The organism is Flavivirga aquatica (assembly GCF_001747085.1).
Lineage (GTDB): Bacteria > Bacteroidota > Bacteroidia > Flavobacteriales > Flavobacteriaceae > Algibacter_C > Algibacter_C aquatica.
This window is the reverse complement of the sequence record NZ_MDJD01000054.1, coordinates 399,910-426,112: the sequence shown is the minus strand read 5'-3', so window position 1 is coordinate 426,112 and position 26,203 is coordinate 399,910. Positions and strand designations below refer to the sequence as shown.

General features: G+C 28.4%; 26 protein-coding genes. 17 read left to right on the top strand and 9 right to left on the bottom strand.

Going from position 1 to position 26,203, the window contains the following annotated elements:
* Nucleotides 1–49 precede the first annotated feature (49 nt).
* Nucleotides 50–883, top strand: coding sequence for a hypothetical protein (locus A8C32_RS16165; RefSeq protein ID WP_069831445.1), 834 nt, complete (start codon nucleotides 50–52; stop codon nucleotides 881–883).
* Here A8C32_RS16165 and A8C32_RS16160 read toward each other — a convergent pair.
* Nucleotides 880–1,797, bottom strand: a complete 918-nt coding sequence (locus A8C32_RS16160; RefSeq protein ID WP_069831444.1) for a bifunctional metallophosphatase/5'-nucleotidase — start codon at nucleotides 1,795–1,797, stop codon at nucleotides 880–882. The genes A8C32_RS16165 and A8C32_RS16160 overlap by 4 nt on opposite strands.
* Nucleotides 1,798–1,807: 10 nt before the next feature.
* Nucleotides 1,808–2,563: a 5'-nucleotidase C-terminal domain-containing protein gene (locus tag A8C32_RS16155; RefSeq protein WP_069831443.1), complete on the bottom strand. Its 756-nt coding sequence runs from the start codon at nucleotides 2,561–2,563 to the stop codon at nucleotides 1,808–1,810.
* A gap of 60 nt (nucleotides 2,564–2,623) precedes the next feature.
* On the opposite strand from A8C32_RS16155, the gene A8C32_RS16150 reads away from it, so the two are divergent.
* From A8C32_RS16150 to A8C32_RS16080, 15 genes are all read left to right on the top strand, one after another.
* Nucleotides 2,624–3,145 carry a DUF6913 domain-containing protein gene (locus tag A8C32_RS16150; protein ID WP_069831442.1) on the top strand — a complete coding sequence of 174 codons (522 nt, stop codon included), beginning with the start codon at nucleotides 2,624–2,626 and terminating at the stop codon, nucleotides 3,143–3,145.
* 2 nt (nucleotides 3,146–3,147) lie between these two features.
* Nucleotides 3,148–4,026: a 4-hydroxy-tetrahydrodipicolinate synthase gene (gene dapA, locus A8C32_RS16145; protein ID WP_069831441.1), complete on the top strand. Its 879-nt coding sequence runs from the start codon at nucleotides 3,148–3,150 to the stop codon at nucleotides 4,024–4,026.
* Between the two features lie 118 nt (nucleotides 4,027–4,144).
* Nucleotides 4,145–4,972 carry an outer membrane protein assembly factor BamD gene (locus A8C32_RS16140; RefSeq protein WP_069831440.1) on the top strand — a complete coding sequence of 276 codons (828 nt, stop codon included), beginning with the start codon at nucleotides 4,145–4,147 and terminating at the stop codon, nucleotides 4,970–4,972.
* 12 nt (nucleotides 4,973–4,984) lie between these two features.
* Nucleotides 4,985–5,314, top strand: coding sequence for a DNA-directed RNA polymerase subunit omega (locus A8C32_RS16135; RefSeq protein WP_069831439.1), 330 nt, complete (start codon nucleotides 4,985–4,987; stop codon nucleotides 5,312–5,314).
* 257 nt (nucleotides 5,315–5,571) lie between these two features.
* Nucleotides 5,572–6,783, top strand: a complete 1,212-nt coding sequence (gene coaBC / locus A8C32_RS16130; RefSeq protein ID WP_069831438.1) for a bifunctional phosphopantothenoylcysteine decarboxylase/phosphopantothenate--cysteine ligase CoaBC — start codon at nucleotides 5,572–5,574, stop codon at nucleotides 6,781–6,783.
* On the top strand, nucleotides 6,776–7,663 hold the full coding sequence (porD, locus tag A8C32_RS16125) for a type IX secretion system protein PorD (protein ID WP_069831437.1): 888 nt from the start codon (nucleotides 6,776–6,778) through the stop codon (nucleotides 7,661–7,663). Before coaBC ends, porD begins: the two co-directional genes overlap by 8 nt.
* Nucleotides 7,664–7,721: 58 nt before the next feature.
* Nucleotides 7,722–9,374, top strand: coding sequence for a DNA repair protein RecN (gene recN, locus A8C32_RS16120; RefSeq protein WP_069831436.1), 1,653 nt, complete (start codon nucleotides 7,722–7,724; stop codon nucleotides 9,372–9,374).
* A gap of 58 nt (nucleotides 9,375–9,432) precedes the next feature.
* On the top strand, nucleotides 9,433–10,251 hold the full coding sequence (locus A8C32_RS16115; RefSeq protein ID WP_069831435.1) for an enoyl-ACP reductase FabI: 819 nt from the start codon (nucleotides 9,433–9,435) through the stop codon (nucleotides 10,249–10,251).
* 90 nt (nucleotides 10,252–10,341) lie between these two features.
* Nucleotides 10,342–10,770 carry a hypothetical protein gene (locus tag A8C32_RS16110; protein WP_069831434.1) on the top strand — a complete coding sequence of 143 codons (429 nt, stop codon included), beginning with the start codon at nucleotides 10,342–10,344 and terminating at the stop codon, nucleotides 10,768–10,770.
* A 52-nt stretch (nucleotides 10,771–10,822) separates the two neighbouring features.
* A complete protein-coding gene (locus A8C32_RS16105; RefSeq protein ID WP_069831433.1) occupies nucleotides 10,823–11,848 on the top strand; it encodes a glycosyltransferase family 2 protein in 1,026 nt (341 codons plus the stop codon).
* Nucleotides 11,826–12,785, top strand: coding sequence for a CdaR family protein (locus tag A8C32_RS16100; RefSeq protein ID WP_240491769.1), 960 nt, complete (start codon nucleotides 11,826–11,828; stop codon nucleotides 12,783–12,785). Before A8C32_RS16105 ends, A8C32_RS16100 begins: the two co-directional genes overlap by 23 nt.
* Nucleotides 12,782–13,366 (top strand): dephospho-CoA kinase, encoded by a 585-nt coding sequence (coaE, locus tag A8C32_RS16095; protein WP_069831432.1) that lies wholly within the window; start codon nucleotides 12,782–12,784, stop codon nucleotides 13,364–13,366. The genes A8C32_RS16100 and coaE overlap by 4 nt, the downstream gene beginning before the upstream one ends.
* A gap of 115 nt (nucleotides 13,367–13,481) precedes the next feature.
* Entirely contained in the window at nucleotides 13,482–15,014 is a 1,533-nt protein-coding gene (locus A8C32_RS16090; RefSeq protein WP_083253389.1) for a sensor histidine kinase, read from the top strand.
* Nucleotides 15,015–15,016: 2 nt separating this feature from the next.
* Nucleotides 15,017–15,721 (top strand): response regulator transcription factor, encoded by a 705-nt coding sequence (locus tag A8C32_RS16085; protein WP_069831430.1) that lies wholly within the window; start codon nucleotides 15,017–15,019, stop codon nucleotides 15,719–15,721.
* Between the two features lie 222 nt (nucleotides 15,722–15,943).
* Complete coding sequence (locus A8C32_RS16080) at nucleotides 15,944–17,527, top strand: HTTM domain-containing protein (RefSeq protein WP_083253388.1); 1,584 nt, start codon at nucleotides 15,944–15,946, stop codon at nucleotides 17,525–17,527.
* 185 nt (nucleotides 17,528–17,712) lie between these two features.
* Here A8C32_RS16080 and A8C32_RS16075 read toward each other — a convergent pair whose 3' ends face one another.
* The 7 genes from A8C32_RS16075 to A8C32_RS16045 form a co-directional block, all read right to left on the bottom strand.
* The gene (locus A8C32_RS16075) at nucleotides 17,713–18,372 is read right to left on the bottom strand and encodes an alpha/beta hydrolase (RefSeq protein WP_069831428.1); all 660 of its coding nucleotides are present in this window, start codon (nucleotides 18,370–18,372) and stop codon (nucleotides 17,713–17,715) included.
* A gap of 93 nt (nucleotides 18,373–18,465) precedes the next feature.
* Nucleotides 18,466–18,807 (bottom strand): hypothetical protein, encoded by a 342-nt coding sequence (locus tag A8C32_RS16070; protein WP_069831427.1) that lies wholly within the window; start codon nucleotides 18,805–18,807, stop codon nucleotides 18,466–18,468.
* The gene (locus A8C32_RS16065; protein WP_069831426.1) at nucleotides 18,807–20,063 is read right to left on the bottom strand and encodes a dihydroorotase; all 1,257 of its coding nucleotides are present in this window, start codon (nucleotides 20,061–20,063) and stop codon (nucleotides 18,807–18,809) included. Before A8C32_RS16065 ends, A8C32_RS16070 begins: the two co-directional genes overlap by 1 nt.
* Complete coding sequence (locus A8C32_RS16060) at nucleotides 20,060–21,985, bottom strand: vWA domain-containing protein (protein ID WP_069831425.1); 1,926 nt, start codon at nucleotides 21,983–21,985, stop codon at nucleotides 20,060–20,062. The genes A8C32_RS16065 and A8C32_RS16060 overlap by 4 nt, the downstream gene beginning before the upstream one ends.
* A 55-nt stretch (nucleotides 21,986–22,040) precedes the next feature.
* Nucleotides 22,041–23,048 (bottom strand): glycosyltransferase, encoded by a 1,008-nt coding sequence (locus A8C32_RS16055; protein ID WP_069831424.1) that lies wholly within the window; start codon nucleotides 23,046–23,048, stop codon nucleotides 22,041–22,043.
* 55 nt (nucleotides 23,049–23,103) lie between these two features.
* Complete coding sequence (locus tag A8C32_RS16050; RefSeq protein ID WP_069831423.1) at nucleotides 23,104–23,559, bottom strand: hypothetical protein; 456 nt, start codon at nucleotides 23,557–23,559, stop codon at nucleotides 23,104–23,106.
* A complete protein-coding gene (locus tag A8C32_RS16045; RefSeq protein ID WP_069831422.1) occupies nucleotides 23,534–24,001 on the bottom strand; it encodes a Panacea domain-containing protein in 468 nt (155 codons plus the stop codon). The genes A8C32_RS16050 and A8C32_RS16045 overlap by 26 nt, the downstream gene beginning before the upstream one ends.
* A 297-nt stretch (nucleotides 24,002–24,298) precedes the next feature.
* Between A8C32_RS16045 and A8C32_RS16040 the strand changes: the two genes are divergently transcribed.
* On the top strand, nucleotides 24,299–26,194 hold the full coding sequence (locus A8C32_RS16040; protein WP_069831421.1) for a M61 family metallopeptidase: 1,896 nt from the start codon (nucleotides 24,299–24,301) through the stop codon (nucleotides 26,192–26,194).
* Nucleotides 26,195–26,203: the final 9 nt, after the last annotated feature.

Sequence of the window (26,203 nt, the reverse complement as noted above, 5' to 3'; positions counted from 1 at the left end):
TTACTTATCAATATCTATACTTTAACCTTATAAAAAACGCATTTTAGTTATGAAAACCGATGAAATGTATGGTTTTATCGTTATAATTAAAATATATTGTTATATTTGTTATCAACCTACTATTGTTAATATCATGAAAAATTGGTATAAATCTACCTTTAATAAAGTCTTTTTTGGAGCGCTTTTAACATTAATAGTTGTAAACGTTGTTGTTGCTATAACTGAAAATGAGTTGCTTTTACAATCAACAATGCCTTTATTTATTCCTGTATTTTGTATATTCTTTTTTATAAAATATAAATATTTAAGTATTCCATTTATTTCATTTTTATTGTTCTCTTTTTTTGGAGATACTTCTGTAATATTTTTTAAAGGAGATACAGTTTATCATGCGTCGAATATTTTTTATTTTTTAAGTTTTACGTATTTGATATTTATTATAATACCTAAATTTAAATTCTTAGAAGTTGATAAGCTAATAGGAGCGTATTTATTGGTTGTTTTTTTAATTAACTTATATTTCTTGTATGTTTTATATGGGGGTTTAAGAGAGGTTATGCTAGATAATACTGGGGTTATTTTATTTGTAGTGAAAAGTTTAGTGTTAATAGTATTAGGGTTTGCTGCATTTGGAGTTTATTTAAATAGACAAACTAAACAGTCTATTCTCTTTTTGATAGCTATAATATGTTTTAGCTTTTCTGCAATTTTAGATTATATAAATGTTTATTATTTACATAATTGGAGTTTTGTTATGCTATTTAGAGTATTGTATGCTCTAGGGTTATATTTTGTTTTTAGATCTGTGATAGAAGACAAAATTGTTAATAAAAAAACTGTTGAGATTAATGACAGGTTTTCTTCAGATAATATTTTAGCTTAAACTATTATAGAGGTACCCTTAGCTGCTTTATTCTTATCAGAATCAAAATAAAAATCTATTTTACCTAAATTAATACCGTAGCAACCTACTTGATTTACTAAAGTATTTTTGCCTTCAATATTTTTAACAATTGTAGGTTTAGATAAAAAAGTATGGGTGTGTCCACCAATAATTAAATTAATATCTTTAGTAGCCTTAGCTAATGCTAAATCGCTTATTTTATTTGGATTGTTTTTGTAATGATAGCCTAAATGAGATAAACAAATGATTAAATCACACTGTTCTTCTGTTTTTAGAATACGAGTCATATCTTGACTTGTTTCAATAGGGTCAAGATATTTGGTCTCTTTATACATGGAAGGGTCAACCAAGCCATTTAATTCAATACCTAAACCATAAACTCCAATTTTAATACCATCTTTTATAAATACTTTATAAGGCTTAGTATGGGTGTCCATTATAGTATTTGAAAAATCGTAATTAGCTGAAAGAAATTGAAATTCAGCATGTGGTAATTGCGCGTATAGACCTTCAATACCATTGTCAAAATCATGATTACCAATAGTTGCAGCATCATACTTTAGTTTACTCATTAGTTTAAATTCTAATTCACCGCCGTAGTAATTAAAATAGGGGGTGCCTTGAAAAATATCTCCAGCATCTAATAATAATGTATTTGGGTTTTCTTTTCTAATAGATTCAATTAAACTAGCACGTCTTGCCACACCTCCTTTATTAGCATTTCTGCCGTCACCTGGACTAAAAGCATCTATATGGCTGTGTACGTCATTAGTATGTAATATGGTTATTTTAGATGTTTTATCAATATTAGTAAAAGATTGCAACCCTAAACCTCCAAGAGTTACTAATGCTGTTGCTGCAGATGCTTTTTGAATAAAATCTCTACGTTTCATAATTAAATTATTATTTTTGAGTAAATCTGTCGTCTCTAACTGGGCTAATGGTATCTGCTTTTTTGAAATTATCAATTAAAGCATTTCTAATTTTGTAATTCAATACATAAAGACTATCGTTTGTTTTGAAAAAAGTCATGTTATCTCCTCCATTATATAAATAATCATTGGTTGCTACATAATATGTTTTTTCTTTTTCTATATTTTTTCCATTTATTTTTGCTTCAATAATTTTATAATCTTTATTTAAGCTCAATTTAAGTTTGGATATAGGGTGGGCTGTTTTTGATTTACTTAAATAATAAGTTAGACTATCTATTTGAGTACCTTTAAGAGCAACAACAACAATGCTGTTTTCAAAAGGCATAATTTTAAAAGCGGTTCTTTTTGTTACGTTTCCTTTTGATAAGATAGATCGAATACCTCCGTAATTTAATAATACCATATCAATGTTATGTCCTGTTTTGCTTTTAAAAATAGGGGAGGCTTCACTAAAAACAGCATCAGCCATTAGGTTACCTATAGCGGTATTGTATTTACCATCAGATTTAGAATAAGTATCTGCTGAGTATGCTAAAACACTATCCAAATCTTTTTGAATATGCTCTCTAAAAGGAGTTGTAAATGATTCAATTTCAGAATTAGCAGCTATAGTATTTGTTATTTTTATTTGTTTTCCTTCAATTTTTATAAGCTGTAATTTCTCTTGTTTGCAACCAAAAAGAATAAAAATATATAACAAAATAAATAAATGTGTAAACCTCATATATAAAACAAATAAATTGAATGTACTTTTGCTACCTTTGTAGCAAAGGATAAAGATATAATGATTTTAAAAGGTTTTAAAGAAAAATCTAATATAAAGTACTTGAATAAATTGTTATCGAAGCGACAACTGAATGTTAACGAAAATAAAGTTGAAAGTATAGGTGTTATACTAAACATCGAAGAGTTTAATGATTATGAGTCGTTTAGAATATTAGCAGAAGACTTACAAATACATTCGAATAAACTTAAAGTTATAGCTTTTTCTGAAAATTTAAATCAAGCGACTAGTATTTGGAATGATTGCTTTAATGTTAAAGATTTTGGATGGAACGGTATTGTTAAAAATCCAGATTTGCAATTGTTTTTAGATACTGAGTTTGATGTTTTAATTAATTATTATGAAAAAGAAATTTTAGAGTTAAAATTAATAACAGCGCTTTCTAAAGCAAAATTTAAAATAGGGATTTTGCAAACAGATGAGCGTTTAAATGATTTAATTGTAAAAATCCCCTTAAAAGAATTTAACATTTTTAAATCAGAGATGTTTAAATACCTAACTATATTAAATAAAATTAAGTAAGAATGAATAGTAAGTTTCTAGGAACTGGAGTTGCTTTGGTTACACCGTTTAAATCAGATTTGAGTATAGACCATGATGCGTTGACAAATATTGTAAATTATAATATAGATAATGGAACAGATTATCTTGTAATTTGCGGCACAACAGGAGAAAGCGTAACACTAACCAAGCAAGAGAAAAAGGAAGTAATAGAAACTATTTCTAAAGCTAATAATGAGCGTTTGCCATTAGTTTTAGGTATTGGAGGAAATAATACAGTTCAAGTTGTTGAAGAAATAAAATCGACAAACCTAAATAATATAGATGCTATATTATCTGTGTCGCCATATTATAGTAAGCCAACACAAGAGGGGCTTTATCAACATTTCAAAGCTATTTCAGAAGTGTCTCCAGTAGATATTATTTTATATAATGTTCCAGGGCGTACTTCTAAAAACATGGATGTGGAGACAACTTTAAGATTAGCTAATGATTTTGAAAATGTTATAGCTGTAAAGGAAGCAGGAAACAATATGGCTCAATATTTAGAGTTATTAAAAAATAAACCAGAAGACTTTTTAGTGATTTCAGGAGATGATGATTTAGCCATAGGAGTAACTTTAGCAGGAGGGTCAGGTGTGATTTCTGTTATAGGGCAAGCATTCCCTGAAGCATTTTCTAATATGATTCGTTTGGGCTTAAAAGGAGAAGCGAAAGAAGCGTACAAAATTCATTTCAAACTTATGGATGCTATTGGATATATATTTGAGGAGAATAATCCTTCTGGAATTAAAGCAGTTTTTGAGGCATTAAATTTATGTCAAGATACTGTTAGGTTACCATTAGTAGTAGCTTCAAATAATCTAAAAGAGAAAATAAGAGATTTTGTAAATAAGTTTTAGGATTGTTAAATATTACTTAAACCTTATAATTGCTTACTTTAAGCTCTTATTTTAGCTTTGAAATAATATTTTTAAAAGTCATATTAATAACTTAATTTTGCATTCTGTTTAAAAACCTATGAGCAAGTATATATATATATTAATAGTATTCACTGTTTTAAGTAGTTGTAGTCAATTTCAAAAGGCATTAAAGTCTGAAGATATAGCTACAAAATTTAAAATGGGAGAAGATCTATACAATGAAGGGAAGTTTACAAAAGCGAATAGACTTTTTGCTCAAATAGTACCAAATTACAGAGGAAAGCCCCAAGCAGAAAAATTGATGTACTTATATTCTATGTCATTTTATAAAATGGAAGATTATTATGTGGCTGGTTATCAATTTGATCGTTTTACATCAAGCTACCCTAAAAGTGAAAAATTAGAGGAAGCCTCATTTATTAGCGCAAAAAGCTATTATATGTTATCTCCTGTTTATAGTAAAGATCAAACAGAAACTAAAGAAGCTATTGAAAAACTTCAAGAATTTATTAATGTATTTCCTGAGTCTAAATATCTTTCTGAAGCTAGTAAGTTAGTTCAAGAGTTAGACTTTAAATTAGAAAAAAAGGCTTATGAAATAGCTAAGCAATATAATCAAATATCAGATTTTCCTGCTTCAGTAAGATCTTTTGATAATTTTATATTTGATTTTCCAGGATCTACATTTCGTGAAGAAGCCCTTTATTATAGATTAGATTCTGCTTATAAACTAGCTATGAATAGTGTAGAATATAAAAACAGTTTAGATGGATTAATTCATTTGAAAAAAGATCGTTTAAATACTGCAAAAGAATATTCAGATTCATTTAGGAAAATATATACCAATTCTAAACATATAGAAGATGTTAATGATATGGATGAGGATATAGATGAAGCGTTAAAGAAATATAGCACAAAAAGTTAAATAACAATAACAATGGATTTAAAAAAAACCAATGCTCCTGTTAATACTGTAACGTACGACAGAAATCAATTAGATGAGCCAACAGATAACATCTATGAGTCAATTTCTATAATCGCTAGACGTGCAGAACAAATTAACACAGAGATTAAAAAAGAGCTTATTGATAAGTTAGAAGAGTTTGCTACTTACAATGATAGTCTTGAAGAAATCTTTGAGAACAAAGAGCAAATTGAGGTTTCTAAATTTTACGAGAAATTACCAAAACCTCATGCGTTAGCTGTTCAAGAATGGTTAACAGATAAAATTTATTTTAGAAATACAGAGAAAGAATCTCAAGAATAATTTTTTTTCAAAATTTCAATTACAACAAATTAAATTTCAAAACGATTTCTATATATCGTTTTGAAATTTAATTTGTTGTTTATACAGGTTATGGATTGAACTTATAATAGTTAATTCAATTTGTAAATTGTACTATAAAATAGTTTTTGGTAAAATTTAAAGAGTTTATTTTTTATCAAGATAACACCTTTCAAGCATAAGTTTGTGATTGTAAGGAAGAGAAAAGTAAAAAGATAAAATCTGGAAAGCTATTTGTTATGAGTATACTAAGCGGTAAAAATATACTATTAGGTATCACAGCTGGTATTGCAGCTTATAAAACAGCCTCACTAGTAAGGCTGTTTGTTAAATCTGGTGCTAACGTAAAAGTAGTTATGACACCTACCGCTAAAGATTTTGTAACACCTTTAACTTTATCAACACTTTCAAAAAATCCTGTTTATTCATCTTTTACAAATGAAGAAGATGATAATGATGTATGGAATAATCATGTCGACCTAGGGCTTTGGGGAGATTTATTTGTTATAGCTCCAGCTACAGCAAATACGATGTCTAAAATGGCAAATGGAGTTTGCGATAATTTATTAATGGCTACATATTTATCTGCTAAATGTCCAGTGTACTTTGCACCTGCAATGGATTTAGATATGTATAAGCATCCATCTACATTACAATCTTTCGAAAAACTCAAAACCTTCGGTAATGTTATGATTCCAGCAACAAGTGGAGAATTAGCCAGTGGTTTGGTGGGTGAGGGTAGAATGGCAGAACCTGAAGATGTAGTTGCATTTATAGAAAAAGATATTTTAAACAAACTTCCATTACGTGGAAAAAAAGTATTAATTACCGCAGGTCCTACTTATGAAGCCATCGACCCAGTTCGTTTTATAGGTAATCATTCTAGTGGTAAAATGGGGTTTGAAATTGCTAAAGCTGCGGCTAATCTAGGAGCAGAGGTTGTTTTAGTTACAGGTCCAACACATGAAACTGTATTACACGCCTTGATACAAGTTAAACCAGTTCTTAGTGCACAAGATATGTATGATGCTGTACATAACTATTATAATAATACAGATATAGCGATACTTTCTGCAGCAGTAGCAGATTTTAAACCAAAAGAAGTTGCTACTCAGAAAATAAAAAAGAAGTCACCAACGTTAACATTAGAGTTAGAAAAAACAAAAGACATTTTGGCTTCTTTAGGAGCTATTAAAAAACATCAATATCTAGTTGGGTTTGCTTTGGAAACGAATAATGAACTTGAAAATGCAAAAGGAAAATTAAAAAGAAAGAATTTAAATTTAATTGTATTAAATTCGTTACAAGATAAAGGAGCAGGTTTTAAAAGTGATACTAATAAAGTTACTTTTATAGATGATGATGAAAACATTACAGAATTTCAGTTAAAGTCTAAAGCAGATGTTGCTAAAGACTTATTAAATAATATTATAATACAAATTGATGCGTAATATTCTAGTTATATTAATTTTTTGCTTAGGAATTAAAGGAATTTCACAAGAGTTAAACTGTAGTCTTGTGGTAAATGCACAGCAAACAGGAAATGAAAACTTTCCTATTTTTAAAACTCTAGAGAAGCAATTAAACGAATTTATTAATAAAACAAAATGGACTAAAAAAACATTTAAAGCCCAAGAGCGTATTAACTGCAATATGGTAATTAATGTAGATAGTTACAGTGGAGAAACATTTCAAGCATCTATACAGGTGCAATCCTCTCGTCCAGTTTTTGGATCTTCATTTAGTACACCTATTTACAATTTTAATGATAAAGATTTTAGTTTTACATATTTGGAATATCAAAACTTAATATTTAATCCCACTCAATTTGAATCTAATTTAGTATCTGTTTTAGCATATCATGTTTATATGATTTTGGCTTTAGATGCAGATTCTTTTTCAGAAAAAGGAGGAGATGAATATTATAAACAGGCACAAATCATAACAAATTATTCGCAACAAGGTAATTTTAAGGGCTGGAAAATAGAAGATGGCTTACAAAGTAGATTTACGCTTATAGATAATATTTTGTCGCAAACTTTTAAAGAATATAGACACGTTATGTATACTTATCATAGAAATGGTCTAGATCTTATGAGTGATAATGCCAAAGAAGGAAAAGATAAAATAGCAGCTTGTTTAAAGCAGTTTCAAACGATGAACAGTCGTAGACCTAATTCTTTTATATTACGTACTTTTTTTGATGCAAAAGCAGATGAAATTGAACAAATCTTTAGTGACGGACCAAATGTGAATATTGCTAGTGTAAAAGAAGCGCTTCAAAGAGTAGCACCTATGCATAGTAGTAAATGGCAAAACATAAAGTTTTAGGTTTAGCCCTTCAAAGGCTGAAAATATAATAAAAACACTGCTAATAGAACTCTAATACATGTTAACATCACTTTCAATAAAAAATTATGCTTTAATTGATAATCTTCATGTAGATTTTAATGATGGGTTTTCAATTATTACTGGTGAAACTGGAGCAGGAAAATCGATACTTCTAGGGGGTTTATCATTAATTTTAGGAAAACGAGCAGATTTAAGTAGCTTAAAAAATGATTCTGAGAAATGTGTTATAGAAGCTGTTTTTAATATTTCAAATTATAAACTAAAGCCTCTTTTTAAAATTGAAGATTTTGATTATGAAGAGCAAACCATCATTCGTAGGGAGATATTGCCATCAGGAAAATCAAGAGCATTTGTGAACGATTCTCCAGTAAACTTAGCTGGTTTACAATTACTAGGAGAACGTTTAATAGATATACATTCGCAGCATCAAACATTAGAACTTACAAGTAATGAGTTTCAATTTCAAGTTATTGATGCTTTAGCTAATAATGAAAAGACATTATTAAAATACAATGAAGAATTAAAAGTCTATAAAGCTCTTAAAAAACAACTTAAAGAACTTTTAGCATTTCAAGCAGAAGCCATTAAAGAGCATGATTATAATGCTTTTTTGTTAAGTGAATTAGTAGAAGCTAATTTAGTTGAAGGAGAATTAGAAACTTTAGAAGAGGAATATGAAACTTTAAATAATATTGAAGGCATTAAAGAAAAGTTATCTGAAGCTTATCATCTTTTAAATGAAGAAGAAATTGGTATAATAGCTAATGTAACATCGTTAAAAAATGTACTTCAAAAGTTATCTGGATTTTCATCAAAATATGAAGAGTTATTTAATAGAGCTAATAGTAGTTTAATTGAGTTTGATGATGTCTTTAGTGAAGTTAATGCATTGCAGGAAGGTTTAGATGCAGATCCTGTTAGGCTTGAAACTGTAGATTCAAAATTAAAAATGCTTAATAATTTAATGCAAAAGCATATTACAAATAATGTTTCTGAGCTAATTGCAATTAAAAATCAACTAGAAGAAAAAGTATCTGTAACAGAAAATTTAGATGATACTATTCAGAAAAAAGAAGCAGAAATAGCATTAAAAGAAAGTGACTTAAATGCTATTTCTAAAATAATACATGAAAAACGTATTAAGGTCATCCCTCAATTAAAGAAGCAGTTAGAATCTGTTTTAAGTGGTTTAGGTATGCCAAATGCACAATTTAATATTGATGCAGTATATAGTGATTTGTTTTTTACTAACGGAAAAGATGAATTATCTTTTTTATTTTCAGCTAATAAAGGCGGGAACTTTAATGAACTTAAAAAAGCCGCATCAGGTGGTGAGTTATCTAGAATTATGTTAGCTATTAAGTCTGTTTTAGCTAAGTATGTTCAGTTACCAACGATTATGTTCGATGAGATTGATACTGGTGTTTCTGGTGAAATTTCAAATAAAATGGGAGATATAATGTTACAAATGAGTAAAACAATGCAGGTGTTTTCTATCACCCATTTGCCTCAAGTAGCAGCCAAAGGACATTCACATTTTAAAGTATATAAAGAAGATATTAATGATATGACTCAGACAAATTTAGTGAAGCTAAATCATGATGAGCGTATTGTAGAAATAGCACAAATGCTTGGAGGTGTAGAAATGTCTTCATCTGCTATAGCACATGCTAAAGAATTGCTGAATTAATTAGTATCTTTGGGCGCTGATTAAATAAACATAAGAATCAACATATAAACCAATAAGTATGTCATATAATTTATTAAAAGGAAAAAGAGGAATCATTTTTGGAGCGCTAGACTCAAATTCTATAGCCTGGAAAACTGCAGAACGTGTTCATGAAGAAGGTGGAGAATTTGTATTAACAAATGCACCCGTAGCAATGCGTATGGGACAAATTAATGAATTGGCTGAAAAAACTGGATCACAAATTATTCCTGCTGACGCTACATCTGAAGAAGATTTACAAAACTTGGTTGAAAAATCAATGGAGATTTTAGGTGGTAAAATTGATTTTGTATTGCATTCTATTGGAATGTCTATAAACGTTAGAAAAGGAAAACACTATACAGATCAAAATTATGCATGGACACAAAAAGGAACAGATGTTTCTGCAATGTCTTTTCATAAAGTAATGCAAACACTTTATAAAGCAGATGCTATGAATGAGTGGGGAAGTATTGTAGCTTTATCATATATGGCTGCACAACGTGTATTCCCAGATTATAATGATATGGCTGATAATAAAGCGTATTTAGAAAGTATTGCTCGTAGTTTTGGATATTTCTTTGGGCGCGATAAGAAAGTACGTGTAAATACGATATCACAATCGCCAACACCAACAACTGCAGGTAGCGGAGTAAAAGGTTTTGATGGCTTTATTGCTTACGCAGATAAAATGTCACCATTAGGTAACGCAACCGCTTTAGATTGTGCTAATTATACAGTGTCTTTATTTAGTGATTTAACAAAACGTGTGACATTACAAAACCTATATAATGATGGAGGTTTTAGTAATATGGGCGTTAGTGATGCCGTAATGAGTACTTTTGTAGGAGAAGAATAAAAAATATATTTATATAGAGAAAAAGCCACCCTTAAACCGGTGGCTTTTTTGTTACATTTGTGTTATGTGATTAAAATTACAGTATTAAATATGAATGATCATTTAATTAAAAACCTTCGAATCTCATTAATCAAGAGTTTGTTTGGAAGTCTAATATTAGGAGGGTTGTTCTTTTATTCAATCAAGCCTACGGAATGGTATTATGGATTCTTATATTTAATCTACCCACTATATTTAACGATTAAACAAAGAAAAATAATATTAGAAATTAAAAACGAATTGGGAAATGTTAAGATTGATAGCTATTCTATTATAAGAGGAAAACAGGAGCTAAATTTGAATATAAGTGAGATCATAGAACTAGATTTTTTTAATGGGTTTGTAATTAAGTATAAAGATAGATATGGAAAAACTACTGAAACATATGAAATAAATGCAGAACCATGGAATAATATTTTTGAACAAATAAAATATTTGAAAATAACATTTCAAGAATTAGAAAAAAATAGAAAACTATAATTTTTTATTTCAAAAATTCTAGGATACAAAATCACAACTATATAAACGTTTTATGCAATTACAGTTTTCATTTATTATACCAGTTTATAATCGCCCAGACGAAATAGAAGAACTTTTACAGAGCTTTGATGCTTTAGATGGAGAAATTCCTTTTGAAATTGTAATTATTGAAGATGGATCAACCTTATCATCAAAAGAAGTGGTTGATAGCTATACAAGCAAACTTAATATCTCATATTTTTTTAAAGCTAATTCTGGCCCTGGAGATTCTAGAAATTATGGTATGCAAAATGCTGCTGGTAATTATTTTATCATTTTAGATTCAGATTGTATTTTACCTAAAAACTATTTAATAGAAGTAAACAAAAGCTTAGAAGCTAATTATGTAGATTGTTTTGGCGGACCAGATGCTGCACATCAATCATTTACAAGTCTTCAAAAGGCCATAAACTTTTCAATGACTTCTTTTATAACTACAGGAGGTATTAGAGGCAATAAGAAAAGCGTTGATAAATTTCAGCCTCGTAGTTTTAATATGGGACTTTCTAAAGCGGCTTTTATAGATTCCAAAGGCTTTGGACGCATTCATCCAGGCGAAGACCCCGATTTATCCATAAGACTTTGGAATTTAGGCTATAAAACAAAGTTAATTTCAGAAGCATTTGTATATCATAAACGACGTATTTCATGGAAAACATTTTATAAACAAGTTAATAAATTTGGTTTGGTTCGTCCTATTTTAAACTCATGGCATCCAACAACTAAAAAGATTACCTATTGGTTTCCTGCACTGTTTAGTTTAGGTTTAATAGTTTCTATATTATTATATTTCATTAATTTTAAATGGTTATTACCAGTCTATACACTGTATTTCATTATAGCATTTATACTAGCTTTAATAACGACTAAAAGTTTAAGTGTTTCTATACTCTCAATAGTAGCCATTGGTATTCAGTTTTTTGGATATGGTTACGGGTTTTTAAGATCTACTTATGCTATTTCAATATTAAATAAAGAACCAGAGAAATATTTTCCCCAGTTATTTTTCAAATCAAATGATAAAAAAAATAAAATCTAAAATATTAGCATCAATTAAAAACAAGAGAATAAATGTTTTTATTTTATTTCTGCTGTTTGCATTTGTTATCTTAATATTTACAAAATTATCAAAAGAATATACTAGTACTATAGCTTTTAATATAGAAAAGCAAAATGTACCAGAAGAAAATATTATTTTAAACGATTCTGTACAACTTAATATCACTCTAAAGACTCACGGTTTTAAATGGCTTAAGTATTATTTTTTAAAACCAAAATTAGAAATTGATTTTGCTAAGGATGTTTATAAAAAAGAAGGCTATTTTTTATGGAATAAATCAAAAGCATATTTAAGCAATACTCAGTTTGAAAAATATGAAGAGTTACTTAATATATCGCCAGATACATTAATGTTTAGATATGGTGTTAATTTGGTTAAAAAAGTCCCTGTAAAAATTAATGTAGACATCAACTTTAGTCAAGGGTACGATATTTCAAAACAAATAGTTTCAGATCCTGATTCTATAACTATTATTGGGTCAAATATATTGGTATCAAAAATAGATTATCTAGAAACTGAAGAAGTTGTTTTTAATGATGTTAGATCAAATTTATTAGAAAGTGTAAAATTGAAATTACCTAAAACACAATCAGGTTTAAAGTTTTCAAATAATAATATTGTTCTTAAAGCTAAGGTAGAAAAATTTACAGAAGGTGTTTTTAAAATACCTGTAAATGTTATTAATGTACCCAAAGCTATAAAACTAAAATACTTTCCTAAAGAAGTAAGTGTGTCGTATTATGTCAGTTTAAGTGATTTTAATACTATAACAAAGAAAGATTTTAAAGTAATCTGCGATTATGCCAAAAGTAGTAAGGATCAAGCTTTTTTAGTGCCAAAGTTGGTTAAAACACCAGAAGTCGTTAGAAATGCAAAAATTAGTCAACAACGTATTGAATTTATAACAACAAAATGACAATTGTAGGACTCACAGGAGGTATAGGTAGTGGAAAAACAACAGTTGCTAAGCAATTTTTAAGCTTAGGAATACCTGTTTATATAGCCGATGAAGAAGCTAAAAAGCTTATGCTTAAGTCTAAAATTATTCAACGAAAACTTACACAGTTATTTGGAGATAAAGCATATGTAGATGGCACTTTAAATAAACCTTTTATTGCAGAAATTATATTTAACGATAAAACGTATTTACAAAAAATGAATACGATAATACACCCAAGAGTAGCGAAGCACTTTGAAAAATGGGTTTTAAAACAAAGTGCCCCTTATGTTATAAAAGAAGTAGCTATTTTGTTTGAGAATGGAGGATATAAAGCTTGTGATTATATTATTACTGTAACTGCTCCTAAAGCATTTAGAGTAAAACGATTATTAAAGCGTGATGGTACAACAAAAGAAAAAATTGAAGCTATCATGAAAAATCAATGGACAGATGAAGAAAAAATAAAACGTTCTCATTATGTTATTGATAATATAGACTTTGAAAATACAGAAAAACAAGTTTTTAAAATACATAAAGAAATTCTTTGTAAGTTATAGATAGTAAATACGTTATAGTTTTTGTTAATGTAAGGTTAAAAGAGAAGTGCCCTAAATGTTAAAATGTTAATTTTGGACGATGAGTAAAAGAATATTTATCCTATTAATAATACTAATGAGCTTATCTCTTATAGGTATTATATTTATTCAGGCTTACTATATAAATGATTCGGTAAAAAATGAAAAAGAACGTTTTAAGTTTAATGTAGATAAAGCATTAAATTATGTTTCTAATACAATAGAACAAAACGAATCTGAAAAATATTTTGCTAAGTTTTTAAATTTAGATAGTGATAAAAAAGAAGATGAAGATGCTGTTTCTCAATTATTAATATATCAGAAAAATAATAGTACAAAAGAAACGCTTATATACAAAAGTAATGTTTTAGAAGAAAATTATAAACTTTCTTCTTCGCTCTTTGACATTGGTTTAGATAGTATTGATATAAAAAATATTATAAGGAGTTCAACTACTGAGATTTATACTAATGTAGGAATTTCAGAAAAGGATATAAAAAGCCCAATATCGAAAATTATTAAAAGTGGTAGTATAGATGAAGCTCAACGGTTAAGTTTCGAGAGAAGTTTTAAAGAGATTTCAAAGAGAACTCCTATTCATAAGAGAGTTTCTGAAGCTGAGATTAGTAAGCTATTATCTAAAAAACTAGAGAAAGACGGGATTGATATAGATTTTGAATTTGCTATTTATAGTAACGATTTGGCAACAAAAGTAAGTAGTGATAATTTTGAAAATGATATAAAATCTACATTTAGTGTTCCTATTTTTTATGATGAAACTAACAGAAGCCTGTATAAACTTTTGGTGAATTTTCCAGATGATGGAAAGTTTATCTTATCATCTATTATTGGCATGGTATTGCTGTCCATAACTTTTACATTAATTATAATACTAGCGTATTCGAGTGCCATATATCAACTTATGAAACAACGTAAAATTTCAGAAATTAAAACGGATTTTATAAATAATATGACACATGAATTTAAAACACCTATAGCTACTATAAACTTAGCTTTGGATGCTATTAGAAATCCTAAAATTATAGACGATAAGGAAAAAGTTATACGTTATCTTACTATGATAAAGGAAGAGAATAAGCGTATGCATGCACAAGTTGAAAATGTATTAAGAATATCTAAATTAGAGAGGAACGAATTAAATATTAGTAAGGATAGAGTTAAATTACATGATTTAATAGATGATGCTATTACACATGTAGAGCTTTTAGTTGAAGATAGAAATGGGTATATAAAAACATTTTTTGATGCTGAAAAGTCTTCAGTTCTAGCTAATGAAACTCATTTTACTAATGTCGTTGTTAATATTTTGGATAATGCTATTAAGTATTCTCCTGAAACACCAAAAATAGAAGTACATACGGAAAATATAGGGACTAATATTTTATTAAAAATTAAAGATCATGGCAGTGGTATGAGTAAAGCTGCTGTTAAAAAAGTATTTGAAAAATTTTATAGAGAACACACAGGAAATATTCATAACGTTAAAGGTCATGGTTTGGGGTTAGCTTATGTTAAACGAATTGTTGAAGACCACCAAGGTTATGTATCAGTAGAAAGTGAAAAAGAAAAAGGAAGCACATTTATTATAAAGCTTCCACTAATATCATAAATATGGAAGAGCAAAAAAAAAGAATTCTATTAGTTGAAGACGACCCAAATTTTGGTACCGTTCTTAAAGATTATTTAATGATGAATGATTATGAGGTTACTCATGCTAAAAATGGGATGGAAGGGTTTGAGAAATTTAAGAAGGATGACTTTGATTTATGTATTTTAGACGTTATGATGCCTTATAAAGATGGGTTTACATTAGCTAAAGAAATAAGAGAAAAAAATACAGATGTACCTATTATCTTCTTAACAGCTAAAACTATGAAAGAAGATGTTTTAAGAGGTTATAAAGTTGGAGCAGATGATTATTTAAATAAGCCATTTGATAGTGAGGTACTATTAATGAAAATAAAGGCTATAATACAACGTAAAGCAACTGAAACAATTTCAGATAGTAAGCAATTTGAGTTTAAAATTGGTAAGTTCGATTTAAATTCGAAATTACGTTTCTTACGTTTTGATGCAGGTGAACCAGTAAAGTTATCGCCTAAAGAAAACGAATTATTACGCTTGTTAGCGTTACATGAAAATGATTTAATGCCTCGTGAATTGGCTCTTACAAAAATATGGCGTGATGATAATTATTTCACTTCACGTAGTATGGATGTTTACATAGCTAAATTGCGTAAGTATTTAAAGTTGGATGAAAAAGTAGAAATACTAAACATACATGGGGAAGGTTTTAGATTAGTGATAAATAACTAATAAAATCTATAAATTTAATAAAAAAGTCCAGCTAATCGCTGGACTTTTTTATTATAGCGTTTAGTCCTAAAAATAGGTTTACACCAATTTAATATTCTAACAAATTGTTTTTGTGATAGAAATTCAGTAATTTACTACGTTAATATTGTTAAATACATTTTCGAACTAATAGATATAAGATAATTAAGAAATGTTTTTGATATAAATTACTCATGTTAAAGCATGAATCTGCATAGCCTTAATCATTATTTTATAAAAACAAGATCTTTTTTACTTAATAGTAGATTATTAGGCATAGATTATAGGTCTCTAGCTCTATTTAGAATAAGTATCGGCATGATTTTAATCGTCGATCTTATTATAAGATCAGTAAATCTTACGGCACATTATACAGATTATGGTGTATTACCTCGAGATATTTTCCTTACTAATTTTCATTATGAAAATATGTATTACTCCATTCATTTAATGAGTGGAGAACCCATTTTTATAGCGTTGTTGTTTATTGCTGCTGGAGTTTTTGCTATTGGTTATATGATTGGATATAAAACAAGAGCGTGCGCTTTGTTGTCTTTCATATTACTAGTTTCTTTACATAATAGAAACCCTGTTTTACTTCATGGGGGAGATACTTATTTACGGGTGTTATTATTCTGGTCTATGTTTTTACCAATTAATACTAAGTGGTCTGTAGATAATGTATTAAAACCAAAAAATCCTAACTCTGTAAGTATAACTTCTTTTGGAAGTGTGGCTTTATTGATGCAAATTATTTCATTATATGTTTTTTCAGCTTTATTAAAAGACCATCCAATATGGACGCGAGATTTTACTGCAATATATTATGCATTAAGTGTAGAGCAGTTTACGACACCTTTAGGTCTTGAATTATTAAAATATCCACTGTTAATGAAATTTTTAACAGCATTAACCTTGTATCTTGAGAAATATGGGATGCTCATTTTTTTTATTCCCTTTTTTAATGGACAGATACGTGCTTTAGGAGTTTCTATATTTTTAATATTTCATATGTTGGGAATAAATACTATGATGGAATTAGGGATATTTCATTATGTATGTTCAGCTGCATTATTAGTATTTATACCTGCTTGGTTTTGGGAAAGGTTACTCCCTAAAGTAAGTGCGTTTTTAAGTAAATATCAATTTTTTAAAGAGCTTAGGAGTTACTTTCAATTATTATTAGTTAAGCGTAAACAATTTATTGGTACAAATAAAAAGTTGACAGCTTATAGTATTAAGTTATCTATTTATAAAAAGATTAGGCGTTGGATAGTACAAGGAACAGCTCTGTTGTTATGTATATATACCTTACTATGGAATTTAAGAGAGTTAAACTTGAGTATAGATGAATATTTACCTTATAACTATAATAATTTAGCACGTGCTTTAAGGATTGATCAACGTTGGGATATGTTTGCACCTTACCCTATGATGGAAGATGGCTGGTTTGTTATTTCTGCTACTTTAAATGACGGTTCTCAAATCGATTTATTTAAAAATGAAGCACCAGTCAATTACTCTAAACCAAAAAATGTGTCTGCTCAGTATAAAGATGAACGATGGAGAAAATATATGATGAAGCTTTGGAATAGTAATTACAGATCTTATAGAAAATATTTCTTAGATTATTTGTATGCAGACTGGTATGAAAATAGCGATTCTGAAAAAGAAATAAAAGATATAGAAATGGTATTTATGCTTGAAGTTACACCTTCAATAGGAGAAGAAAAAGCTATTCCAGAAAGAGTTTCGCTTTTAAAAATTTCATATGAAGATGAGTTTTAGTTATTAAATAAAATCAGGGTAAGTTTTTGATATTAAATCGTTTATATGATGAGTAACTTGTTTTATAAGCTGAATTAGATCTGTAAAGGATAATTTTCAGAAATAACAATTTTAATAAAAGAGTTTTCTAATTGAGTATTTTGTATATCAATTTAAGGATTAGCACTTTTAAAAGTTAGTTGTTGTTATCCAATACGTTTACTCAGCCAATCTTTAAGTTCAAAAAAGTTTTGTGGTGCTACTCCATGACCAACTGGAAATTCAGAATATTGATGTTTAATATTAAGACTGTTTAAAAAAGGAGCAGTTTGCCTAGCCCAATCTACAGGAATAACTTGATCGACACTACCATGAGAACAGTAAAAATCTAAATTAGAATAGTCTCTGTTTTCTATATTTTTAGGGAAAATATCTTTATTTAAATAACCACTTAAAGCCACAATGTTTTTAACTTTTTCAGGATAATTTAAGGCGACAGCATAACTTAAGATACTACCTTGACTAAATCCTAATAGTGATACATTATTTTTGTTAACAGGATATGTTGCAATAGCTTCATCAATAAATTTAGAAATTAAATCTCTTGATGTTGCAGCCTGTTCATTATCATTCCATTTACCTTTTTCGGCATCAAAATTAATTGCATACCAAGCATTGCCATAAGGTTGCATAGGGTAAGGAGCTTTAACAGAAATAATAAAAAGTTCTTCAGGTAATTCGTTTGCGAACGAAAATAAATCATTTTCATCACTACCATAACCATGCATCATAATTAATAAAGGTGCATTTTTAGTTAAGCTTGATTTACGAATAATATGTTGTAGAGAGAGTGATTTATTTTCCATTTGTTAATTTTAGGGGTTAATAACTAGAGGCTTACCTTGTTTTTCTTTTGTTTTTTGAAAATTTAATGTATTGTGAAATTGCCTTGAAGGAGTTTATTTTCCCAAATTAGCAAAAAGTTTTTGATATAATTCACCAACAAGAGGTACAGTTTGAGCTTTTCTATTAAGAGCATTTGTAAAACCATAAATAAACAATACAGCAAAAAATAGGTAAAAACTAGATGTAACTAACCAACTATCAAAACTTCCAATAATATATCCTAGAGCATAAAAAGTTAACCATAAACCTAAAGACTGTCTAATATGAAAAGCAGCAAAAGAACTTTTATTATTTTCTTCGTTATTCAAATAATAAGCAATAATAACTCCAATAATTGTTAAATAGCTAATAATAGCATTTTTACGTCCTTTTTCAATATCTTGTTCTGTTATCATTATGCGTTTAAAACTATTTTGTTATTTGATATAATACCATAAACTTTTCCTTTTAAATCTTCATTTTCAAAAATGGCATTTTTAGATTTAGATACAATATCGTTTATCGAAAAAGTGTATTTCGTATCAGGATTAAAAAGTGTAATATTCGGTTCGTTACCAATATTTATTGTTGATTTTTCAATACCAAACCTTGATTTTCCTTTGGTTAAAATATCTATAGTTTTTTTTGTTGTGAATATTTTTTGTAAAGCTCCAAAAGCGCTTTCTAAACCAATGGTTCCGTGTTTTGCATGGTCAAATTCTATTTTTTTATGCTCAATATCTATAGGGTTGTGATCTGAGGTAACCATATCGATAGTACCGTCTTTTACTCCTTCAATTAAAGCTTCAACATCTGTTTTAGTACGTAAAGGAGGAAGTACTTTAAAATGGGTATTAAAATCTGTTAAAACATTATCTGTAAAGTATAGATTATGTATGGCTACACTACAAGTAATGTTTAGTTTTTTCTTTTTAGCTTCTCTAATTAGAGCAACAGAGGTTGCTGTAGAAATAGTAGGGATATGTAATTTTCCTCCAGTGTATTCAAGTAAGAATAAATCTCTAGAGACTTGTAATTCTTCAGCTAAAGCAGGAATCCCTTTTAAACCAAGAGTGGTACTTGTTATATGTTCGTTCATAACTCCATGTCCCGAAATTTTATTTTCTTGAGGAAAAGAACAAACCAAACCATCAAAATTACTAGCATATTGCAAAGCAATTTTCATAAGATTTGGATTAGAAATAGGTTTTTTATAATCATAAAAAGCTACAGCTCCGGCAGTGTTCATATCGTAAAGTTCTGCCAAATCGCTCCCTTTACTGCCTACAGTAAGTGCTCCAATAGGTAACAAGGCGACAGCATGATTATTAGATTTTGAATTGATGAACGTAATATCTGAATTTTTATCTACTACAGGATTTGTATTGGCGTTTACAACAACTGCAGTAAAACCAGATGAAGCAGCTGTTTTAAGTCCGTTTTGTATGGTTTCCCGCTCTTCAAAACCTGGTTCGCCAAAACTAACACTACTATCGAACCAACCTTGTGAAATATGGAGGTTGTCTAGTTTTACTTCTTGATAATTATTAGGGTTTTTAATACTGTTGGAAACCTTAACAATCACACCATTTTCAATTAACAAATCTTGAGTTGTATTATGAAACTCGCTTTTTGAATCTATAATGGTGGCAGATTTTATAAGTATGTTCATTTAAAGAATTTTAAGATGAGCATTTCAATAATCAATAACGCTAGCGCAAAAATAATAAACCATTTCCATAGCGCATTAACTTTTGTATCACTTTTTATAGTATTAAAAATATTGGTAATGGAATTACTTATAGTGGCGTTGTTTGATATTGAAAGATTTCTATATACTAAATCACTTTCATCTCTATTGTAATTATAGCTTACATTTTTAATTGCTTCACTTTTGTTTTTAATAGTATAAGTAGCTGCAATTTCTGGGGTTTCATAGGTGTTAATTATAACCTTATTATTAAAATACTGTTGTTTAGGAATAATATTTATATCATTATTTACAAAAGATAAAATATCATCCTGCTGTAATTGTATTTCTACATCAAAAGTGTTTTTGTTTCCTATAGTATAATATAGTTCAGGAATTTTGAAACTTTGTTTTGCTATATTATAAAGAGTAGGTACTATTAAAGGTGAATTTTTAAAACTAGAATTATCTTGGTTTAAAGCTGAAGTAAATATATATACATTATTACTTTGGCTTAAAAATGGCTTGTTATCTTCAAATTGTAAAACGGAAGAAGTGTTTTTAGAAGAGATGCTATAAAAATTATTAACCTTTGGGTATTGAAAATTGCTTACTTGCTTTTCAAATACACCATTATTATAAAGTGGATGTGTATAATTAATACTAGTAATACGTTTTTCTGTTTCAACTAATTTATTAAAATGTACTCCATAATTATTTAAAAATTGATTGTATGAAGCATTGTTTATTTCCTTTGACGGAATAATAATTAGATGACCTCCTTGAGAAATAAATTGTTTTGTAGCCGAAACTAATGCTAGGGGTATTGTTTTTAACTCATTTAAAATAATAAGATGCTGTTTATCTATGTTATTATAATTTAGTTGATTTTCTTGTGCAGATGTATAATTAAATTCTTTTTTAGTATAAATACGTTTTAAGAAGTCATCATTATTAGCATTGACTACTAAAACATTAATTTTAGAAGTTTTGTTGATGTTAAAAAATAAGCTGTTGTCAAACTGTAAATTAGCATCATCTATGGTTATTTTTCCATTTACAGTGGTGTTTATAGGAAGAGAAAAAGTAGTTTCAGCTTCATTTTCAATAGCTACAGATGTTTTTGCTATAAGAGTTTCATTATTATAAAGAGAAATGGGCAAGTTTTCAACAGCAATTCCGCTATTTTTTAATCTCACTTTTAATTTAATAGAAGTGGCAGTAGTTTCAGAAATAAAAGCACTATCGATAGCAATATTATTAACGTTTACAGGTTTTAGTTTAATTAAATGGATATTAGTTAATGAATCAGACTTAAAATTAATAACAGAACCATTTTCTTGGAAATCTGATATAAAAACTAAATTTTTTAATGTCTCTTTTTGATTACTAAAAACCGTTTTGCTTTTTAATAAAGCTGCTTCTGTTGTTAATTTATTAGATGAATATTCTAATTGTAGTAAATCATTTTTTATGGCTTTAATAGAGGTGTTTTTATAAACGTTATCGTTAGTAATTATAGATATGGTTTCATTATTATCAACATTACTTATAACATCTTGTATTGCACGTTTTAAAAGTTCTCCTTGGTTACCTTTAGCTTGCATACTAAAGGAGTTATCTAGATAAATAACAATCTCTTTTTTAGTTTTAAAAGTGTTAGACTTTGAGGTAAAAGGTTGTGCAAATGCCATTACAATGGCTGCAATTAATAATAATCGAGTGCATAGCACTAACCATTTTTTTATTTGTGAACTTTTTCGTGTTTGTAAAGTTGCTTCTTTTAAAAAGGCCACATTTGTAAAGTCTACTTTTTGAAATTTCCGTAATTGAAATAAATGAACAATAATGGGAATAAGCAGTAGGAATAGGGCGTAAAGAAGTTCTGGGTGTTTAAACTGCATTTCTTTTTGTATTAGTCAAACCTACATATTTTTTTTCGTTTTTTAGTAATAGATTTTAACAAAAGAACACATAATCATTAATAGGTCTAAAATCTAATGTATTCATGTAGTCTCTAATTTCTTGTTGAGAATTTTTGTTTGCTACAGTAATAATACTTTGCGGATTTTTAATTTCTTTTAAAGAATTAAAAGGTTTTAATATTTTGCCATAAATATCTCTACCAATTTTATTTGGATTATCACAAATCCATTCAAAATTTATATTTTTTTCAATAAGTGTTTTGGCTATAGTTTTCCCTTTGTTTCCAGCGCCCCAAACAACAAGTGTTTTACTTTTATTAAAATTTAATGTTATAAAGTAATGTAGTTTTAAATCTATAAAATGATTTTCGGCATAATGTACATGAGTCCTTGAAGTACGGGAGCTATAATCTCTCCAGTTGTGTAAAATAGTATCACAAGGAATGCATTTAAAATTATGTTTATAAAAACGAAATGCCAAATCGTAGTCTTCTGGATATCTATTTGGTTTAAAGGCATCACAGGCTATTAAATCACTTTTATGGATCATCCAACAAGGTGAAGGAATTACACATTCTTTATAAATTTCAGAATAATTGCTACCTGTTTTGGTTAAGTTGTTAAGCCAAACCTCATAACTTTTATAACCATCTTTAACACCATCATCAGAAAAGTAATGAACTAAGCCAACAGCAACATGTTGCTTTCCATATTTAAGCAAATTATTTACTAGGGTTTCTAGTTTGTTTCGTCGCATTATGTCATCACTATCCATTCTAGTAATAAATTCACCGTTAGTATGTTTAAAAGCTAATTGTAGGGCATCAATAATACCATTACCAGAATTTTTTAAAAGTTTAATTCTATTATCTTTTGCTGCAAATTGTTTTACTATTTTATAGCTATTGTCTGTAGATGAATCATCAACTATAAGTAATTCCCAATTAATATAAGTTTGTTTTAAAATAGACTCTAAACACTCGGCTATAAAAGCTTCAGTGTTTTTAAAAGGAATAAGTATACTTATTAAAGAGGCTTGCATAAGGTTTTTTAATCAAACAATAAATTTTTTTAGGACTATTGGTATATGCTATTTTTTAAGAATTATCTTCTTTGTGATAAAATAGATATTTTATCACAAGTAAGTAAAAAGTGAAAATCGAGGTTGTTAAAGAACCTATAACAAAAAGAAATTCTGTTTGAGATAATTCATAACACGTAAAAAAATCAAAACCTTTTAGTAAGATAATTAATCCAATAAATAGAGCCCAAATGGAAGAGAATTTAAATGCTAAAGCAGCATTTCTTTCTCTTAAACCTCTTTCAGAATCGCTATTGGCTTTTTTTAATTTAAATTCTTCGTGTTTTAAGAAAATATCGATATTATCCATATTCCCGCTAAAAAATTCATTTCTTTCTTTTTGGGATTTGTTATCAACATCATTGATGTCTATATTAATTTCCTCTTGTGTATTTGTGTTAAAATGACTTTCAACTTCAATATTATTATCAGTTGAAGTAGTCCTGTTAGGCTGCGTGTTGTTTTCTGTCACTTATTATTTTTTTATAATATTCTTCAATAACAGAATTGTCAATTGTTTTGTAGTGTACTTTATTATATACTAAATCCCAAGGTGTGTTTTTTTCATGAGTTTTTGATGATAGCTGTAAACCATTATATTTTTTGTAATTATTCCAGATAATTTTTAAAAATTTTTTATCAGTTTCATTCAAATTATTTTCAGAGTATAGGTTTACAATTTCTAAATCGACAGAACGACTACCAAAGCGTTTCGTAACGTGATAAAGTTCTGGAATTACAGGGCCGTATTTCCAAGCTTGTACCTCATTGCTAAACAAAGGTTTCCCTTTAAAACCAAGATAGTAACCATGGGAAATATAAGTTAATTTTAATAATTTCATTGTTCCCATATGAACAGCATCTTCTTTTGCAAATTTCAATAGTTCTTTTGCTATGTCAAAACAGTTGTACATGTATATGCTTTTTTACAAAGTTACAGCTTTAAAATTAATATTAATAAACAAATAAATTACATTTCATCTATATTTTTTTGATTATTTAAAGCAAACAAATATAATTTATCAAGGATAATATTCAAAATAACTTGCATTTTTGTAATATAAATATTGCAATATATAAGTTAGCTCTTTTATTTTCAGAATAAAATAGTATATTATCTATTGAATAACCTAAGCTTTAACAAAATATTAAGAATGTAAAATCTAACATAATAGTATTTTCGATTCTACTAAAAAAGATAAAAAAAATAAATGAATTCAAGACTTTTTACAGCTTCTTTAATGGCAAGTATTTTATTTGCTAGTTGTAACCCTACAAAAAATACAAGTAACGATTTAGCAGCAAGCTTACCTATTGAGTCTTCAATAGACTTAACAAATATTACAGAAGATAAAGCCCCCGTAATTATTAACCCAGGGCGTTTTACAGTAGAAACTGTAACATATAGATTGCCTAGGGTAGTACAAGGAACATATTCTGTAAGTGATTTTGGAAAATATGTAGAAGCATTTAAAGCAATTGATTATAAAGGTAACGAAATGGAAGTTACCAAAATAGATGTCAATACTTGGTCTATAGCTAAAGCAAAAGGACTAGATAAAATTACTTATTTGGTTAATGACACTTATGATATTGAAGCTGTAGGAGGTATTGGTGGAGAACAGCCATTTTCTCCATCGGGAACTAACATAGAGCCTAAAAATTATGTGCTAAATCTACATGGTTTTATAGGGTATTTTGACTCTTTAAAAAATAATCAATATAAATTAGATATCACGGCTCCAGCAGATTTTGTACGAACTTCGGCATTACAAAATGTGGATTCTAAAGTAAGTGAAGATGGAAAAAAGATAACAACTAGTTATTTTGCTCAAAGGTATTTTGATATTACTGATAACCCAATGATGTATGGGAATTTAGATGTTGAAGAATTTCAAGTAGGTGATATTAAAATTGTTTTAAGCGTTTATTCTCCAAATAATGTGCATACAGCCGCATCTTTAAAAGAAACAGTTTTTAAAATGATGCAAGCTCAAAAAGCATATTTGGGAGATGTTAATTCTACAGCCCGTTATGATATTTATTTATATTTATCAGAAGGAAAAGAAGATTCTCCTAAAGGATTTGGAGCCTTAGAACATCACACATCTACTGTCGTAGTATTGCCAGAGTCTATGGATGACCAAGCTTTAGCAACAAGTATGACAGATGTTGTATCTCATGAGTTTTTTCATATTGTAACACCTTTAAGTGTGCATTCTGAAGATGTACATTATTTCGATTATAATAAACCAACGTTTTCAAAACATTTATGGATGTATGAAGGAGTTACAGAATATTTCGCTAACCTATTTCAGATAAATCAAGGCTTGGTTGATGAAGCTGAGTTTTACCATAAAATGATGAATAAAATTCAAGGATCAAAACGTATGAATGATGCTATGAGTTTTACCATAATGAGTGAAAATGTTTTAAAAGATCCTTATAAAGATGAATATTATAACGTTTACGAAAAAGGAGCCTTAATAGGGATGTGTATTGATATTTTATTGAGAGAAGAAAGTAATGGAGATAGAGGTATTTTGTCTTTAATGAAAGAACTTTCAAATAAATATGGAAAAAATAAGCCATTTGAAGATGATAAGCTTATAGATGAAATTGTAGCTATGACTTACCCATCATTGCAAGATTTTTTTACTATACATGTTATTGGAGATACGCCAATAAACTATAGTGCCTTTTTTGAAAAAGTAGGCTTAGAAATAGGTGAAGCTCAAGTAGAAGCTAATTATATTATGATGAATGGTGCTCCAATTGTTGGAGCAGATCCAGAAAAGGGTACAATCTTTTTTACTAATGTAGTTTCAACTAATAGTTTTTGGGTAGAACAAGGGGCGCAACCAAGAGATGTTATTAAAACAGTTAATGGTACGAATTTAACATTACAAAATGCAAATGAAGTATTGCAAGAAATCTACATGTGGACACCAGGTAAAAATATTGAGGTGATACTTGATAGAGAAGGAGAGGAGATACTTATTAAAGCTACAACTACTAAAACTTATACAGCAGGTGAAGGTATTGTTGAAAAAGCAGGTGCGACAGATGCTCAAAAAAAATTAAGACGAGCTTGGTTGAAAGGATAACTAAAAGTT

Excerpts from the sequence above, each read along its gene's own strand:
- A8C32_RS16165 (WP_069831445.1), top strand. The coding sequence starts at position 50 with ATGAAAACCGATGAAATGTATGGTTTTATCGTTATAATTAAAATATAT.
- A8C32_RS16160 (WP_069831444.1), bottom strand. The coding sequence starts at position 1,797 with ATGAAACGTAGAGATTTTATTCAAAAAGCATCTGCAGCAACAGCATTA.
- A8C32_RS16155 (WP_069831443.1), bottom strand. The coding sequence starts at position 2,563 with ATGAGGTTTACACATTTATTTATTTTGTTATATATTTTTATTCTTTTT.
- A8C32_RS16150 (WP_069831442.1), top strand. The coding sequence starts at position 2,624 with ATGATTTTAAAAGGTTTTAAAGAAAAATCTAATATAAAGTACTTGAAT.
- dapA (WP_069831441.1), top strand. The coding sequence starts at position 3,148 with ATGAATAGTAAGTTTCTAGGAACTGGAGTTGCTTTGGTTACACCGTTT.
- A8C32_RS16140 (WP_069831440.1), top strand. The coding sequence starts at position 4,145 with ATGAGCAAGTATATATATATATTAATAGTATTCACTGTTTTAAGTAGT.
- A8C32_RS16135 (WP_069831439.1), top strand. The coding sequence starts at position 4,985 with ATGGATTTAAAAAAAACCAATGCTCCTGTTAATACTGTAACGTACGAC.
- coaBC (WP_069831438.1), top strand. The coding sequence starts at position 5,572 with ATGAGTATACTAAGCGGTAAAAATATACTATTAGGTATCACAGCTGGT.
- porD (WP_069831437.1), top strand. The coding sequence starts at position 6,776 with ATGCGTAATATTCTAGTTATATTAATTTTTTGCTTAGGAATTAAAGGA.
- recN (WP_069831436.1), top strand. The coding sequence starts at position 7,722 with ATGTTAACATCACTTTCAATAAAAAATTATGCTTTAATTGATAATCTT.
- A8C32_RS16115 (WP_069831435.1), top strand. The coding sequence starts at position 9,433 with ATGTCATATAATTTATTAAAAGGAAAAAGAGGAATCATTTTTGGAGCG.
- A8C32_RS16110 (WP_069831434.1), top strand. The coding sequence starts at position 10,342 with ATGAATGATCATTTAATTAAAAACCTTCGAATCTCATTAATCAAGAGT.
- A8C32_RS16105 (WP_069831433.1), top strand. The coding sequence starts at position 10,823 with ATGCAATTACAGTTTTCATTTATTATACCAGTTTATAATCGCCCAGAC.
- A8C32_RS16100 (WP_240491769.1), top strand. The coding sequence starts at position 11,826 with ATGATAAAAAAAATAAAATCTAAAATATTAGCATCAATTAAAAACAAG.
- coaE (WP_069831432.1), top strand. The coding sequence starts at position 12,782 with ATGACAATTGTAGGACTCACAGGAGGTATAGGTAGTGGAAAAACAACA.
- A8C32_RS16090 (WP_083253389.1), top strand. The coding sequence starts at position 13,482 with ATGAGCTTATCTCTTATAGGTATTATATTTATTCAGGCTTACTATATA.
- A8C32_RS16085 (WP_069831430.1), top strand. The coding sequence starts at position 15,017 with ATGGAAGAGCAAAAAAAAAGAATTCTATTAGTTGAAGACGACCCAAAT.
- A8C32_RS16080 (WP_083253388.1), top strand. The coding sequence starts at position 15,944 with ATGAATCTGCATAGCCTTAATCATTATTTTATAAAAACAAGATCTTTT.
- A8C32_RS16075 (WP_069831428.1), bottom strand. The coding sequence starts at position 18,372 with ATGGAAAATAAATCACTCTCTCTACAACATATTATTCGTAAATCAAGC.
- A8C32_RS16070 (WP_069831427.1), bottom strand. The coding sequence starts at position 18,807 with ATGATAACAGAACAAGATATTGAAAAAGGACGTAAAAATGCTATTATT.
- A8C32_RS16065 (WP_069831426.1), bottom strand. The coding sequence starts at position 20,063 with ATGAACATACTTATAAAATCTGCCACCATTATAGATTCAAAAAGCGAG.
- A8C32_RS16060 (WP_069831425.1), bottom strand. The coding sequence starts at position 21,985 with ATGCAGTTTAAACACCCAGAACTTCTTTACGCCCTATTCCTACTGCTT.
- A8C32_RS16055 (WP_069831424.1), bottom strand. The coding sequence starts at position 23,048 with ATGCAAGCCTCTTTAATAAGTATACTTATTCCTTTTAAAAACACTGAA.
- A8C32_RS16045 (WP_069831422.1), bottom strand. The coding sequence starts at position 24,001 with ATGTACAACTGTTTTGACATAGCAAAAGAACTATTGAAATTTGCAAAA.
- A8C32_RS16040 (WP_069831421.1), top strand. The coding sequence starts at position 24,299 with ATGAATTCAAGACTTTTTACAGCTTCTTTAATGGCAAGTATTTTATTT.